Annotated in this window: 18 protein-coding genes; 13 read left to right on the forward strand and 5 right to left on the reverse strand. The window is 31.4% G+C overall.

The genetic code is table 11. From position 1 onward, the window contains the following. Window positions 1-6 precede the first annotated feature (6 nt). The gene (locus OYT91_RS13775) at window positions 7-288 is read right to left on the reverse strand and encodes a type II toxin-antitoxin system RelE/ParE family toxin (RefSeq protein WP_281238426.1); all 282 of its coding nucleotides are present in this window, start codon (window positions 286-288) and stop codon (window positions 7-9) included. Window positions 289-402: 114 nt separating this feature from the next. Between OYT91_RS13775 and purD the strand changes: the two genes are divergently transcribed. Next, complete coding sequence (purD, locus tag OYT91_RS13780; RefSeq protein ID WP_281238427.1) at window positions 403-1,677, forward strand: phosphoribosylamine--glycine ligase; 1,275 nt, start codon at window positions 403-405, stop codon at window positions 1,675-1,677. 67 nt (window positions 1,678-1,744) lie between these two features. Here the strand turns inward: purD and OYT91_RS13785 are convergent, their stop codons facing one another. After that, complete coding sequence (locus OYT91_RS13785; RefSeq protein ID WP_269224320.1) at window positions 1,745-1,978, reverse strand: DUF6341 family protein; 234 nt, start codon at window positions 1,976-1,978, stop codon at window positions 1,745-1,747. A gap of 144 nt (window positions 1,979-2,122) precedes the next feature. On the opposite strand from OYT91_RS13785, the gene OYT91_RS13790 reads away from it, so the two are divergent. Beyond that, on the forward strand, window positions 2,123-3,052 hold the full coding sequence (locus OYT91_RS13790) for a DUF6427 family protein (protein ID WP_281238428.1): 930 nt from the start codon (window positions 2,123-2,125) through the stop codon (window positions 3,050-3,052). On the opposite strand, the gene upp is transcribed toward OYT91_RS13790, so the two are convergent. Further along, window positions 3,047-3,700, reverse strand: coding sequence for a uracil phosphoribosyltransferase (gene upp, locus OYT91_RS13795; protein ID WP_269224317.1), 654 nt, complete (start codon window positions 3,698-3,700; stop codon window positions 3,047-3,049). The genes OYT91_RS13790 and upp overlap by 6 nt on opposite strands. Before the next feature lie 89 nt (window positions 3,701-3,789). On the opposite strand from upp, the gene OYT91_RS13800 reads away from it, so the two are divergent. Continuing rightward, complete coding sequence (locus OYT91_RS13800) at window positions 3,790-4,395, forward strand: DUF4254 domain-containing protein (protein ID WP_281238429.1); 606 nt, start codon at window positions 3,790-3,792, stop codon at window positions 4,393-4,395. A gap of 46 nt (window positions 4,396-4,441) precedes the next feature. Beyond that, window positions 4,442-5,455: a glycosyltransferase family 9 protein gene (locus tag OYT91_RS13805; RefSeq protein WP_281238430.1), complete on the forward strand. Its 1,014-nt coding sequence runs from the start codon at window positions 4,442-4,444 to the stop codon at window positions 5,453-5,455. An 81-nt stretch (window positions 5,456-5,536) separates the two neighbouring features. Here the strand turns inward: OYT91_RS13805 and OYT91_RS13810 are convergent, their stop codons facing one another. After that, a complete protein-coding gene (locus OYT91_RS13810) occupies window positions 5,537-5,845 on the reverse strand; it encodes a hypothetical protein (RefSeq protein WP_281238431.1) in 309 nt (102 codons plus the stop codon). A 101-nt stretch (window positions 5,846-5,946) separates the two neighbouring features. Further along, the gene (locus OYT91_RS13815) at window positions 5,947-6,999 is read right to left on the reverse strand and encodes a ferredoxin--NADP reductase (protein ID WP_281238432.1); all 1,053 of its coding nucleotides are present in this window, start codon (window positions 6,997-6,999) and stop codon (window positions 5,947-5,949) included. A gap of 151 nt (window positions 7,000-7,150) precedes the next feature. Between OYT91_RS13815 and OYT91_RS13820 the strand changes: the two genes are divergently transcribed. The 9 genes from OYT91_RS13820 to OYT91_RS13860 all read left to right on the forward strand — a co-directional run bounded on the left by OYT91_RS13820 (window position 7,151) and on the right by OYT91_RS13860 (window position 15,143). Beyond that, entirely contained in the window at window positions 7,151-7,486 is a 336-nt protein-coding gene (locus OYT91_RS13820; RefSeq protein WP_116796638.1) for a PadR family transcriptional regulator, read from the forward strand. A gap of 10 nt (window positions 7,487-7,496) precedes the next feature. Next, window positions 7,497-8,168 carry a hypothetical protein gene (locus OYT91_RS13825; protein WP_269224313.1) on the forward strand — a complete coding sequence of 224 codons (672 nt, stop codon included), beginning with the start codon at window positions 7,497-7,499 and terminating at the stop codon, window positions 8,166-8,168. Window positions 8,169-8,175: 7 nt separating this feature from the next. Continuing rightward, window positions 8,176-8,847, forward strand: coding sequence for a hypothetical protein (locus OYT91_RS13830; protein WP_281238433.1), 672 nt, complete (start codon window positions 8,176-8,178; stop codon window positions 8,845-8,847). Window positions 8,848-8,850: 3 nt separating this feature from the next. Then, on the forward strand, window positions 8,851-9,540 hold the full coding sequence (locus OYT91_RS13835) for a hypothetical protein (protein WP_281238434.1): 690 nt from the start codon (window positions 8,851-8,853) through the stop codon (window positions 9,538-9,540). Window positions 9,541-9,599: 59 nt separating this feature from the next. Beyond that, the gene (locus OYT91_RS13840) at window positions 9,600-11,060 is read left to right on the forward strand and encodes a DUF5687 family protein (protein WP_281238435.1); all 1,461 of its coding nucleotides are present in this window, start codon (window positions 9,600-9,602) and stop codon (window positions 11,058-11,060) included. Window positions 11,061-11,129: 69 nt separating this feature from the next. Next, a complete protein-coding gene (locus OYT91_RS13845; RefSeq protein ID WP_281238436.1) occupies window positions 11,130-11,825 on the forward strand; it encodes an ABC transporter ATP-binding protein in 696 nt (231 codons plus the stop codon). A gap of 87 nt (window positions 11,826-11,912) precedes the next feature. After that, complete coding sequence (gene porW / locus OYT91_RS13850; protein WP_281238437.1) at window positions 11,913-14,534, forward strand: type IX secretion system periplasmic lipoprotein PorW/SprE; 2,622 nt, start codon at window positions 11,913-11,915, stop codon at window positions 14,532-14,534. A gap of 2 nt (window positions 14,535-14,536) precedes the next feature. Beyond that, window positions 14,537-14,923, forward strand: a complete 387-nt coding sequence (locus tag OYT91_RS13855; protein ID WP_281238438.1) for a bactofilin family protein — start codon at window positions 14,537-14,539, stop codon at window positions 14,921-14,923. Next, window positions 14,865-15,143 (forward strand): AtpZ/AtpI family protein, encoded by a 279-nt coding sequence (locus OYT91_RS13860; protein WP_432419412.1) that lies wholly within the window; start codon window positions 14,865-14,867, stop codon window positions 15,141-15,143. Before OYT91_RS13855 ends, OYT91_RS13860 begins: the two co-directional genes overlap by 59 nt. Window positions 15,144-15,591: the final 448 nt, after the last annotated feature.

The raw sequence follows: 15,591 nt of genomic DNA on the forward strand, positions 1-15,591 counted from the left end.
CTAATTTTAATGATAATCTACAATTTCTACATTTGAAGCATTTCCATTTTCCCAATTAAAAATGATGCGCCATTGATTGTTAATCAGAATGCTATAAAATTCCTTTAAATTACCGCTTAATTTTTCTAAACGATTCGATGGAGGAATTCTTAAATCTATTAAATCTTGAGAGTTGTTTAACATTCTCAGCTTTCTTCTCGAAATTTGTTGAATTTCTATTGAAGGTTTTTTTACAACAATTCCATTCCAAATTTTTTCGGTTTCTTTTGATCCAAATGAAATTATCATATCTTTCACGTTACTAACGTCAAAAGTAAGTAAAAAAAATTATTATTTCACGGCAAAACAAACTATTTTTGCACCGTCTGTCAAAAGACAGCAATGCAACTAAATAACTACATCATGAATATTTTATTACTAGGATCGGGAGGAAGAGAACATGCTTTTGCTTGGAAAATGATTCAAAGTCCTCTTTGTGACACCCTTTTTGTAGCTCCAGGAAATGCGGGAACTGCTCAAATTGCAAAAAATGTTGACATCAGTGCCACCGACTTTGATGCCATAAAAACATTGGTTCTCAAAGAAAATATAGAGATGGTAGTGGTTGGTCCAGAAGATCCTTTGGTTAAAGGGATTTATGATTTTTTCTTAAATGATCAAGATTTGGCAGCTATTCCTGTTATAGGGCCTTCAAAAATTGGAGCAACATTAGAAGGAAGTAAAGAGTTTGCCAAAGAATTTTTGATGAAACACAACATTCCAACGGCAGCATACGATAGTTTTACGGCTGAAACAGTTGAAAAAGGATGTAAGTTTCTAGAAACATTGCAACCACCGTATGTTTTGAAAGCAGATGGTCTAGCTGCCGGAAAAGGAGTTTTGATCATTCAGGATCTGGCCGAAGCACAAGATGAATTAAGAAACATGCTAGTTCATCAAAAATTTGGTGCTGCAAGTTCCAAAGTGGTTATTGAAGAATTTCTGGACGGTATAGAGTTAAGCTGTTTTGTATTGACGGATGGTAAAAGTTACAAAATTTTGCCAACTGCCAAAGATTACAAACGTATAGGTGAAGGTGACACAGGTTTGAACACCGGTGGAATGGGAGCAGTTTCTCCAGTTCCTTATGTGGATGCTGTTTTGATGGAGAAAATCGAAACCCGCATTGTAAAACCAACAATCGAAGGTTTTCAAAAAGACGGAATTGCATATAAAGGATTCGTTTTTATTGGACTAATCAATGTCAACAACGAACCAATCGTTATTGAATACAACGTGAGAATGGGAGATCCAGAAACCGAAGTAGTGGTTCCTAGATTAAAATCAGATTTGGTTGAATTGTTTTTGGCTGTAGCCAATGAAAAACTGGACGAATTCAACTTAGAAATTGATGAAAGAAGCGCCACAACTGTAATGATTGTTTCAGGAGGATACCCAGAAGATTTTGAAAAAGGAAAAGTAATTACCGGTTTAGAAAAAGTGACGGATTCTATTGTTTTTCATGCGGGAACCAAATTAGAGAATGGTAATGTGGTAAGCAATGGCGGAAGAGTAATGGCCATTACTTCTTATGGAGACAACTTTCAAGAAGCTTTGGATAAATCATACAAAAATGTAAATCAGTTGCATTTTGACAAAATGAATTTCAGAAAAGACATTGGGTTTGATTTGATCTAGAAAATAAAAAACGGTTTAAACTTAATAGAAAGTTTAAACCGTTTTTATAATCTATTCGACAAAGAATTTATTTAGTCAAGAAAGAATGAGCAGTTGTATCCTGAAACTCTTCTCCATTTTCTTTATGTAATTTCAATTGTTTGATCCAATAAACGATAGCAACTGAACAAATAATCATAAAGATCCAGTTGATAGTGTTGGCACCAAACCAAGTTTTTAGTTCAAGTGAACGTAAAAAGTCTAAAGGAGCGAATAAAATGTTTACAAATAAATATTGTATTCCTTCAAAAAATGATGTCATAATGTATCTCTTTTATTTTGTTATTTTGTGTTTTGGAATTCAGAACATCAAAAAATAAATTTTCTAATGAATCTTTTTTAATCTTGTCCCGTTCCTTTTTAAACAAGTATTATATTTACAGTCACAAAAGTATAAAATATCCTTATGATAACAAGTGTTTTTAAAAAATCTACACCATTAAATTTTTCATTGGTCGTTATTTTAATGCTGGTTTTCTTTTTTCTATATCAAATTCAAGATGTAACTTGGACAAATTCTGTTATTTCGATACTTCAAAAAATAGGCACATTGGTACTATTATTGGGTGCAATTTTCTTAACTAGTTTTATTTCAAAACGCAATGGTTTGAGTAAAGACAGTACATACACTGCCTATTTCTATTTTTCATTTCTGATTTTTTTTCCTAATTTATTCAACAATCCCAATTTAATTTTAGCTAATTTATTTATACTTTTAGCCATTAGACGATTGATTTCTTTGCAAACCTTAAAACAAACAAAAGAGAAACTTTTTGATGCCTCTCTGTGGATTTTTATAGCGGCATTGTTTCAATTTTGGAGTATTTTATATATTATTTTGGTTTTTACCTCGGTTATTTTTCACGTATCTAGAGATTATAGAAATTGGGTTATTCCATTTATTGCTCTTTTTGCAGTATCGATACTATTTGTTTTAACCTCCTTAATTTTTGATATCAACAGTATAGCCTTTTTGCAGGAGAGTAGTAAAATCAATTTAAATATTGATTATTTTACTAATAATTATCAAAATGCTGCTTTCTCCATTTATAGTACTATTGCATTATTTTTTGTTGTTTCAATGTTTGTATCATTATCGAGCCGACCTTTAGTGCTGCTATCTTCTTACAAAAAGGTGATAGTATCGTTCTTTATTGGAATTATTATATTTGTACTTTCAACAAATAAAAGCAATGAGTTATTAGTTTTTACTTTTGCACCGATGGCAATAATGGCGACAGCTCATATCGAAATCTCTCAGCCCAAGTTGAAAGAGGAAATCGTAATGTTTGTGCTTTTAGCTTGTAGTTTTTTTACGTTTTTTTCCCAATTATAACTTATTTCCGTAAGCCAGATCACCTGCATCTCCAAGCCCAGGAACTATATAACTTTTTTCATTAAGTTTTTCGTCTAAGGAAGCAATCCAAAGGTGACAACTATCTGGTAAATGTTGCTTTAGATGTTCGATTCCTTCTGGCGCAGCAATAATCACGGCAATATGAATTTCTTTTGGAGTACCTCTTTCCATTAGTTTATTAAAAACAGCAACTATAGATTGTCCTGTGGCCAACATTGGATCTAATAATAACACATTTTTATCATTAATATCAGCTATAGCTTGGTATTCTACTAGTATATCAAAATAGTCATCATGATTGGGATGGTGTCTATAGGCCGAAATAAAACCATTTTCAGCATGGTCAAAATAGTTTAAAAAACCTTGGTGTAAGGTTAAACCAGCTCTTAAAATAGAACAGAGCACCAATTGTTCAGCAATTTCGGTGGTTTTTTTGATGCCAAGAGGTGTTTGTATATCAACTGCTTTGTAATGCAATGATTTACTCATTTCATAAGCCATAATTTCACCAATTCGCTCAATGTTTCTTCGAAAACGCATACTATCATTTTGAACGCTGATATTTCTAATTTGGCTTAAAAAGTGATTTAAGACACTGTTATTTTCTGATAAATAATGAATTTCCATGGATTTGTTATTAGAAATTTAATTTGTGGAGTTTTTTTTACACTATAAAAGTATAAAAAGTATCTTTGTATTTCTAAAATCATAAAGATATGTTTTCAAAATTAGCTTATTCAGTATTTGAGCAAAGTATAAAAGATTATCATCAATTTGATAATGTTGACCAACCCATAAATAATCCTTTTCCAAAAGAAAAATTCGAGCATTTGTTGTATCTAAAAAACTGGATCGACACCGTACAATGGCATTTTGAAGATATCATTCGTGATCCGAATATTGATCCAGTTGCGGCTTTGACTTTGAAAAGAAGAATCGATGCATCGAATCAAGAACGTACCGATATGGTAGAATATATCGATGGTTATTTTCTTCAAAAATACAGCCATGTTGCCGTTAAAGACAATGCAAAAATCAATTCAGAAAGTCCAGCATGGGCTTTTGACAGATTGTCTATCTTGGCATTAAAAATTTATCACATGAACGAAGAAGCTACTCGCGCCGAAGCTTCACAAGATCATAGGGACAAGTGTCAAGCTAAATTGAATATTCTTTTAGAACAAAGAACTGATTTGTCTTTGGCAATCGATGATTTATTGACAGATATCGAAAACGGAGACAAATTCATGAAAGTGTACAAACAAATGAAAATGTACAACGACGATGATTTGAATCCTGTTTTGTATCAAAATAAAAAATAATTTTTTGGCAACAAATTTGTCCCCAAAAATTAAGCATATAGCCGTCATGAGACTTTCCGCAATGGGAGATGTCGCCATGACGGTTCCTGTTTTACGTGCTTTTGTAAATCAGTATCCCGAAGTAAAAATCACGGTCGTTTCTAGACCTTTTTTCAAACCTTTCTTTGATGGGATTCCCAATCTTTCCTTTTTTGCTTTCGATGAAAAAGAAAGACACAAAGGATTCCTTGGTTTAATCAAATTGTTTCAGGATTTAAGAGCGTTGGATATCGACGCTTTTGCTGATTTGCACAATGTTTTGCGTTCCAAAATCGTGAAAACACTTTTCGCCTTGAGCGGAAAAAAAACAGCTTCGGTTGATAAAGGAAGAGCCGAGAAAAAAGCCTTGACCCAATCTGAAAATAAAGTTTTCAAACCATTGACTACTATGTTCGAAAGACACACAAAAGTGTTTGAACAACTCGGTTTTTCTGTAAATTTAGATAATCCAATATTTCCTCAAAAAGCCATTTTAGATTCTGATATTCTTAATATAATTGGTACTTCATATCAAAATTTAATTGGAATTGCTCCTTTTGCACAATACGAGTCTAAAGTTTATCCTTTGGATTTAATACAAGAAGTAATAAACACTTTGTCATTAGATTCAAATAATACTATTTTGCTTTTTGGTGGAGGGGAAAAAGAAATTGAAACTTTGAATTCACTAAGTTCAGGCAAACAGAATGTTATCAATATGGCTGGCAAAATCAAGTTTACCCAAGAGTTACAACTCATCAGTAATCTGGATGTAATGCTTTCTATGGATTCTGGAAATGCACATATTGCCGCAATGTTGGGTGTAAAAGTCATCACACTGTGGGGTGCAACTCATCCGTATGCTGGTTTTTCACCATTCAATCAGCTTTTAGAAAATGCTTTGGTATCGGATAGAAATTTATATCCAAAATTACCAACATCGGTTTATGGTAATAAAAAAGTGGAGGGGTATGAAGATGCAATGCGGACGATTAAGGTTGAGGATATTGTTTCAAGTATTCAAACAAAGCTTTCAGAGTAAGAGTTCTAAAATTTCAATAAAAAAATTCCAAATTCCAATTTGACACAATTGGAATTTGGAATTTTATTTTTAGACTTTTTTTTACAAATAAATCTTTTCATCCTTACATCTACCATAAATGTAGCGTTTCAAATTTGAAATAGTTTCTTGGTAATTGGGCGCTTCATATCCAAAACGTTCGTGTTCTGCTTGTTCTTTTTCGATAGCATTGCAACCTTTTATGACTTCTTTAAGCATATCGAGCATGGCTAGCTCTTTGTTATTGGTTTTTTCAAATTTGAATTCAACGATCTCATCCTGTAATTGCTCACAATATTCCAATAGATTTGCCACTTCGGGCTCATCAAGTAGGGAAGGGTTACTTTTAAAAATTTCTCGAGTTGATTTCATAAGTAATGGCAATATCAAAAATCAATTTCAATAACAATAGTTGAATTTCAAATTCACAAACAGCAACTGATTACTAAAAAATGGAACACTGAATACTTTTTTTAAACATCATCATAATCTACACGAATAGTGGCAGAGGTAGGATGCGCTTGACAAGTTAGTATTAAACCTTCGGCAATTTCGCTGTCGGTAAGTATAGAATTTTTCTTCATCTCGGCTGTACCTTCGGTAACTCGGGCCAAACAGCTGCTGCATATTCCGCCTTGGCAAGAATAAGGAGCATCAATTCCTTGTTTTAGAGCCGCATCTAGGATACTTTGTTTTTGGGACATTTCAAAAGTCGTTTCTTCATCATCTACCATTATAGTGATTTTAGAATGACCGCTTAACGATTCTTTGATGGTATTTTCTTGTGTTGAAGTTGTAAATAATTCAAATTTTATTGCTGATTCTTTTACGTTTTTTTCTTTCAAAACACTAGAAACCGTATTGATCATTTCTTCTGGACCACACAAATAGAATTTGTCAAACTCCAATGTAGAATGCTTGGTATTCAAGGCATAATTTACTGTTGATTTATCAATTCGACCAAACAATGCATTTTCAACGTTGGCTTGACTGTAGACATAATGCACAAAAAGGCGACCGACATATTGCAATTGCAAATCATGTAATTCTTGGTGAAAAATAGTTTCTTCTGGAGATTTGTTTCCATAAACCAACACAAAAGAACTTTTAGGTTCGCTTTTCAAAACCGATTTCAAAATCGATAAAACAGGTGTAATTCCACTCCCTGCAACAAAAGCAATATAGTTTTTTTGACGATCGTTTTCGGGTTCAAAAGTAAATTTCCCTTCTGGTTTTCCTACTTCAAGAACATCACCTGCTTTTAGTTTTGAATTAGCAAATTGAGAGAAAGCACCGTCTTTTACCGCTTTTACTGCAATTCGTAATTCCCCACTTCCAGGAGTCGAACAAATAGAATACGCACGACGAATTTCTTGATTGTCTAGTGTCAAACGTAAATTTATGTATTGACCAGCAATAAAAGTATAATTGGATTTCAATTCTTCGGGTACATTAAAAAGTATCGAAACGGCGTCTTTGGTTTCGCGTTTTACTTCTTTTACTATTAATTTTAGAAAGGATGGCATAGGAATATTTTTTTACAAAGATACTAAACGTATTACTTTCCTTAAATGATACAGTTTGAAATTTTTTATACCTAATTTAATTATGTATAAGAATCTTATGTATATTTGTAGGAGAATAGAAGAACATTAGGTACTTCGTAACGACCGAAAAATGAAAAATTCACAGTTGTATAAAGGCAGTCTCAATACCATTATTATGAAATTGCTGGAAGAAAATGGCAAGATGTATGGCTATGAAATTACCCAAAAAGTAAAAGCAATTACTCAAGGTGAATTGCAGATTACCGAAGGGGCATTGTATCCTGCTCTGCACAAATTGGAAGCCGAAGGTATATTGGATGTTGAAATTGAAAAAGTAGACAATAGACTACGAAAATATTATAAACTAACAGAAAAAGGCACTACCGAAACCGTAAACCGACTATCCGAATTGGAAGATTTTATCCGAAACATGCAGAGTTTAGTGAACCCAAAACTTGAATTTTAATTTTATAGATATGAAATTAACAGCAGAACAAATAGACTATATCTCTAATTACATTCAATCATTTGACATAAAATGGTATGAACTCCAAGTAGAACTGACGGATCATTTTGTTTCCATTATGGAAGAAATTTGGGAGGAAGATGAGGAGCTTACTTTTCATCAAGTAAAATATAGAGCAGAACAACGTTTTGGAAAAGACTATTTTAAGGAAGTGGAAGAAGAGCGCACAACCATTTTAAGAAAAGAATATAAAAAGCAACAATGGTTTATGGTTGCGGAATATTTGAAATTCCCTAAAATCATTATGAGTTTTTTGTCAGTCATTTTAGTGTATCGAGTATCGTTTTATTTTGAGAATATTTTATTGTACATAAAAATTTTATTTGGAATATTACTTGGGGCTTCTGTAGTTTTATTACTTAATTGGCTTCGGTATAGAAAGATAAATGGAGAAAGATTTTTATCAATTGAAATGACAAAAATAATCAATAATAGTTCCATAATTATTACTCAATTCGTTCTTTTGTTTGTTAATAATTTTAAAGAAACTTTTCAAGAAAATCATTTGTATTTGCTCCCTTTATGTTTTCTATGGGTATTGGGAGTATTACTACTAGTTACAGGTAAGCATTTAACAAATAAAGTTGTTTCGGACATCAAAAAACAATATCAACATACATAATTTAGTTATGAAATTAACTTCCCAACAAATCGCTCAAATAGAAGAAACTTTAGTTTTAAACGGAATTCAATATGATGATATTAAATTGGAACTAACAGATCATATTGCTTCTGCGGTAGAAGAAAAAATAACTTTTCATGGAGTTTCTTTTGAAGTGGCTTGTCGTGAAGTTTTTGAAAACTGGACAGAACAATTAAGACCTACTTCCTCCCATTGGGTTGGGCTAATTAATTCTTCTCCCAAAATTGTTTTGGACAAATGGGTCAGGACGACTAAACAGTTACAATTAAAGGCACTATTAATTGCACTTTTTCCAACAGTTTTTTTTGCTTATTTTTTTAATGGGAAACAAAATAAATTTGATTATACCCTTTTAGTTCAGATTTTTAAAACAATGTGTTTGGCTATTTCACTTTCAATAATCATTTTTAAATTTTTAATTTTCAAATCAAACATAAAGACTTCTTTCAGCCTTTATTTCAATAAAAACTCTACTGTTTTCTTTATTTATTTATTTTTTTATGGATTAGGGTTTATTCCTATAAAATTAAGTATTTGGGATTTCGGGACTAGTCTGTTCTTTATTTTATTGTTATCTTTTTTATTTGTGTATTCCCTTTTTTGTATAGGGTTAGCCTACCAACATTTACAATTTGTAAAAAAATTAAAATTGTCCTAATCTATGAAACTCAAAACCCAACAAATCCAACAATTATATACTTTCACTCGTCAGCATTATGTAGAATGGTATGATTTGCAATCTGAATTAGTGGATCATTTGGCAAATGCGATAGAACAGGAATTGGAAAGAAATCCAAAATGCACCTTTGATGAAATCCTGAACAAAGAATTCAAGAAATTTGGGGTTTTTGGTTTTATGGATGTGGTCGAGGAAAGACAAAAGTTTTTGAATAAAAAATACACTCGCCTTATCTGGAGTTACTACAAAGAATTTTTCAGCTTGCCCAAAATTATATTAACCATGGCATTATTTATTGGATTACATACTATAATACATTTGGTTGCCAACCCAAATATTTTTCCAACTGTTGTTGTTTCTTTTTTATTAGTTTCTGGATTTTTTACATTTAAAAAACGATACGATTTTAAGCAGAAAGGAAAGGAAACTGGAAAGAAATGGCTTTTTGAAGAAATTATGCTCAACAGGGTTAGTCTTTTGTTGTTTTTATTGCCTTCAGCGATTATTAATATTTTCAATACTTTTAGGGATAAAATTGAATTTTATGATTGGAGTTTAATTCTTGGAGAAATTGCATTTGTTTTAGTGGGACTGCTTATTTTTATTCAGATAAATATAATTCCAAAGAGAGTTGCTGAAGATTTAGCCAAAACGTATCCAGAATATTCTTAGCATCAATCGTAACATTTTCCTACCCCAAACTACTAATTACAAAACCAAACCAAAAAACCATGTTTGCAAAATTTATTTATCTCGAATGGAAATCCTTTACGAGATCTGCTTCCTTCGCTTCAAATTTGGCCTTAAAAATCCTTATGGGTTTTCTGGTTCTTTATTTTACGGTACTTTTTTTAGCTTTAGGAGTGGGATCTTTTTACATTCTAAAGGAAATGAAATTAGATCCTTTGGTAACTATAAACAAGTTTTTAATCTATTATTTTGTAATGGATTTGATAGTTCGGCTTATGCTTCAAGCGATTCCTGTAATGAACATTCGCCCATTGTTAACTATGCCGTTCAAACGACCAACTATTGTACATTTTGCTTTAGGAAAAACGACATTGTCTTTTTTTAATTTAATTCACGCTTTTTTCTTTCTCCCTTTTTCTGCAGTTTTAATTTACGAAGGATATGATGTAATCAGCGTTTTACTTTGGTTGATTGGACTCTATTCTATTGTCTATGCCAATAATTTTCTGAATATTTTATTGAACAACAAAGACAATTTATTAGGAATTTTCCTTTCGATAGCATTGATTTTGGCAGGTTGCCAATATTACAAATTATTTGATATTACAATATATACCTATCCATTTTTTGAAGCATTATTTCACACCAAATGGGTTTTTGCGCTTCCTGTTTTAGTAATGATAGGATTGTATTATTGGACGTATAATTTTCTGAAAGGTGATTTGTATCTAGACGCTGGATTAACAGTTAAAAATGATATTGCCAAAACAGAACAGTTAACTTGGTTGAATCAATTTGGAACTCTAGGGACCTTTTTGAAAAACGACATTAAATTAATCAAAAGAAACAAACGCTCTAAAACTACTATTGGTTTGAGTATTATGTTTTTATTTTATGGTTTAATCTTTTTCAATAGTAATTCTCATCAACCCGAGGTGATGCGAATTTTTGCCGGAATATTTGTTTCAGGTGGATTTTTGATCACATTTGGTCAGTTTGTACCGAGTTGGGATAGTGCGTATTATCAATTAATGATGACGCAAAATATACCGTATCGAGGCTATTTGAATTCTAAATGGTGGTTGATGATTATTGGCACCGTCATTTCAACAATTCTAGCTTCTTTTTATTTATACTTTGGTTGGCAAATATATTTAACGATTGTGGTTGGTGCCATTTATAATATTGGAGTCAATTCCTTATTAGTTTTATTAGGAGGCGCTTTTACCAAAACTCCAATTGATTTAAGTTCAGGCAAAGGTGCTTTTGGAGACAAAAAAGCATTTAATGTAAAAACAATGCTTATTACTATTCCGCAGTTAATTTTGCCGGTTTTATTGTATTGGTGGGGATCTTATTTAATGAATGCAAATTTAGGATTAGCTTTTGTTGCTATTGTAGGCATTTTGGGTTTAGCCCTTAAAAACAAAGTTTTTGTATTTATTGAAAAAACATATAAAAAAGAAAAATACGCTACCATTGCGGCTTATAAACAAAAATAAACTCCAATCAAAAATAGGTATAATTGCAGGTTTTCAAACTAAAATCTTAATTCTAAAATATTACAGTTCATGATACAAGTAAATACTCTTTCCAAAAAATACAACGATACTTCGGTATTACATATAGAATCATTAGCCATTCCAAAAGGGCAAAGTTTTGGACTGGTGGGAAATAACGGAGCAGGAAAAACCACTTTTTTTAGTTTGCTATTGGATTTGATCCAGCCAACAACTGGAAATATTATAAACAATGGAATTCAGGTGAATACTAGTGAAGATTGGAAACCTTTTACGGCATCTTTTCTAGATGAAAGTTTCCTGATTGGTTATTTAACTCCTGAGGAATATTTCTATTTCATTGGAGATTTAAGAGGACAAAACAAAGCTGATGTAGATGCTTTATTGGCGCAACACGAAGAGTTTTTCAATGGTGAGATTCTAAAAAACAAAAAATATTTGCGTGATTTATCCAAAGGTAACCAAAAGAAAGTAGGTATAATTGCCACTTTGATAGGGAATCCTGAAGTTATTATTTTAGACGAACCATTTGCAAATTTAGATCCAACTACAGTAAACAGACTTAAAAAAATCATTAAAGATTTGGCCGAGAATCCTAACGTAACAGTACTCGTTTCAAGTCACGATTTAATGCATACTGTTGATGTTTGTAATCGAATTGTGGCACTCAATAAAGGAGAAGTGGTCAAAGACATTCAGACTTCAAAAGAAACACTTCAGGAATTGGAATTGTTTTTTGCGGTTTAAATTTATATATTTCAAAAAGAAACGTATTTTTACCAGTCATTATACTAAAATACTTTTTTAAAAGTTTAATGAACTAAACGTTTACCTTTGAATAGTAACACATCAAAATATTTTTTTTCAGTACTATTTTTGTCTTTCTTGATAGCTTGTTCTACCAAGAAAGATACTTTTGTGTCCAGAAATTCCCATGCCCTTAGTACTAAACTCAATATATTGTATAATGGTCAAATTGCCTTAGACAAAGGTGTAAAGGGCATAAACGATAATACTACCGAAAATTTTTGGAAGCGTTTGCCTGTAGAAAAAATGCAAATTAATGATGATGTGCCAGTAGAAGGAAAGCCCAAAAATGTTGATTTTGAACTTGCCGAAACCAAAGCAACCAAAGCCATTCAGAAACACTCCATGAATATTGATGGTCGCGAAAAGAATTATCAAATAGACGAGGCATATTTGCTACTTGGAAAAGCCAGATATTATGATCAAAGATTTATCCCTGCATTAGACGCATTCAATTATATTTTATATAAATACCCTAATAGCAGCAATATATATGATGCTAAAATTTGGCGTGAAAAAACCAATGTTCGGCTTGGAAATGATGCGATCGCCATCAAAAATACTTCAAAACTCATCAAAGACAATGAACTTGGTAAACAAGATTTCGCAAATGCAAATGCAATTTTAACAGCAGCTTTTTTAAATATTGAAGAAAAAGATAGTGCTGTCGTAAAACTAAAATTGGCCAATGCATACACTAAAGTTCATGAGGAAAGAGAGCGTTATTCTTTTTTATTAGGACAGTTATATGAAGAAGCAGGTCAAAAAGATAGCGCCATTTATTTTTATCAAACCGTTATTGATATGAATAGAAAGGCTGAAAGAAAGTTTGTAATTCAGGCTTATGCCAAAAAAGCAAAACTCAATAATTACAAAGGTTTAGAATATGATGAATTTGTAAAAAAATCTAAAAAGATAATAGAGGATAGAGAAAATCGTCCCTATTTGGATGTAATCAATCACAGCATTGGAATTTTTTATGACAATAACGAACAGAAAAAATTGGCATTAGACTTTTACAAAGCTTCTTTGGATACCAAATCGACTGATCCTTATTTGAATGCATCCAATTATCGAAATATTGGAAATTTATATTTCAAACACACAGAATATGTAAATGCAGCCAAAAATTATGATAAATGTTTAGAACTGATGGATCCTAAATCTAGAGAATATCTTCAGATTTCAAAAACCAGAAAAAATTTAGATGAAGTTATACTTGATGAAGCTATTGCAAAACGAAATGATAGTATTATTTATGTTGCCCAATTAAAAGAGCCTGAGCAAATAGTTTATTATGAGAATTACATCCAAAAGCTTAAAAGCAGTGATGAGCTTAAAAAAATAGTGGATGAAAAACAAAAGAAAATTGACAATAATATTGCCTTAAATGCTGGTGGTAATATGTCAAAAGAGGCAATTGTGGATTCAAATGGACAAAAAGAAAATGTTCCAGTTTTTACACCAGCTGCAAATTCTAATACATCTGCTACGAATGTTGTATTCTATTTTTACAATCCAAATACAGTTGCTTTTGGAAAATTAGAATTTAAAAAAATGTGGGGCAACAGAGCTCAAAATGGCTATTGGAGGTTTGCATCAGGAACAGCACAAAATCAAAATACAACAGAAACAGGAACTTTAACAGAGACTAAAGACAAACCAGTAGTTGTTGAAGAGGTGAATGAAAAATACACCACCGATTATTATTTAAAACAATTACCAAAGACAGCAGCAGCAATTGATAGCATTAGTAAAGAAAGAAATGAAATCTATTTTCAATTAGGTGTTGCATATAAAGAAAAATTCAAAGAATACAATTTAGCAGCCACAAGATTAGAACAATTATTGGTGTATCAACCTGATGAAAAATTTATTCTTCCAACAAAATATAATCTATATAAAATTTATCAAATCACAAACCCATCTCAAGCAGAATCTTTAAAATCTGAAATCATAAGTCAATATCCAAACTCAAGATATGTACAGATTATTACCAATACTGCTCCTTTAGATGGAAGTGCAAATGATACTCCAGTTGGTGAATATGAAAATTTATATCGATTGTTTCAACAGGAATATTTCACTTCAGTTTTAGAAAAAGTAGACGGTTTGATTAATCATTTTGCAGGTGAACCAATAATTCCAAAATTCGAATTGCTAAAAGCAAATGCTATTGGTAAACTTTATGGACTTGAAGCTTACAAAAAAGCAATTCAATATGTTGCAGATAATTACGCCACAAGCAATGAGGGAAAAGAGGCCTTAGAAATTATTAAAACCCAAATTCCGCTTTTGGAACAGTTGAATTTCACTAAGACTGATTCTAAAAATTGGAGGGTACTATTTAAAATAGACAAAAATGATGAAAAAAGCAGTGCAGCTATAGAAAGTAAGTTGGCCTTGTTTTTTGCAAATGAAAATGTAGAAAAGTTAAATTACACCTGTGATTTATATACTGAAAAAGATAGTTTTATATCTATTCATGGAATACATTCAGAATCGTATGCCTTATTTGTAGCAGCCCTTTTTGCTGAAAACGGAAAATTTAAAATTGCCCAACCTGGAATAGTTATTTCAAATGAGAATTATAAAATAGTACAAATCAAGAAAAATCTTGAAGCCTATCTTTCACTAAATAAATCATAATTATGTTTGATAAAAAACCAAAAATGTTAACAGACGTTTTAGGAAAAACCAATAGAATTGTCGAAGGAACTACATTACATGGAGATATTATTTCCCCTGCCGATTTTAGATTGGATGGAGAACTAATAGGAAATTTTACATCCAATGGTAAACTTGTAATTGGACCAGCAGGAAGTGTAAAAGGAGATATCATTTGTAATAATGCAGATATAGAAGGTACGTTTGAAGGCAAAATTCAAGTAGAAGACACTTTAAACATAAAAGAAACGGCTACTATAATCGGAGAAGTGGTTATTGGTAAATTATCAGTAGAGCCTGGAGCTATTTTTAATGCATCCTGTGTTATGTTTTCTAAAAAAAGTAAAGAAACAACAAGTGCCGTCGAATAATAATCCAAAAAAAAACAACTACAATAAATGGTTGTCATTGATTAACATACCTATTCAAATGGGGGTGATTATTTTCTTGTTTGCCTATTTGGGAAATTGGATAGATGAAAATCATCCTAGCACCAAAGTATATTATGTAAAAATAATGGTGATGGTCGGTGTTTTTTTGGCGCTGTACAATGTGATAAGACAAGTTAACGAAATCAATAAAAATCAATAAAACCAAAAGTATAATGAACCTTAAAAAGTTGTTCCCATTTCTAACATTAATGGGTATTTCGCTCCTATTTTATACTATTCATAAAATTGTTTTCTTCTGTTTTGATCTCAACCAAGTAACATTTCACTATTCTTTAGAAACGCTTTATTTGTTTTTTTTTATATTATCGGCGATTATTTTTAAGATTTTATTACTAATTAAAGAAAGAAGTTTTGACAATGTTGGAATGTCATTTCTTCTAGTAACCAGTATTAAGATGGTTTTTTGTTATCTGATTTTAAGACCCTTATTGCAATTGCCAAAGTCGGATAATTCAATAGAAAGAATAAATTTTTTCATACTGTTTATTGTCTTTTTAGCAATTGAGACCCTTTTCACCATACGCTTAGTAAACGAAAAGCAATAATCAACACTTCAGTAAATCAAATTCTCAAAAAAATACTTTTAT

The organism is Flavobacterium praedii (assembly GCF_026810365.1).
In the GTDB taxonomy this organism is placed as follows: Bacteria; Bacteroidota; Bacteroidia; order Flavobacteriales; family Flavobacteriaceae; genus Flavobacterium; species Flavobacterium praedii.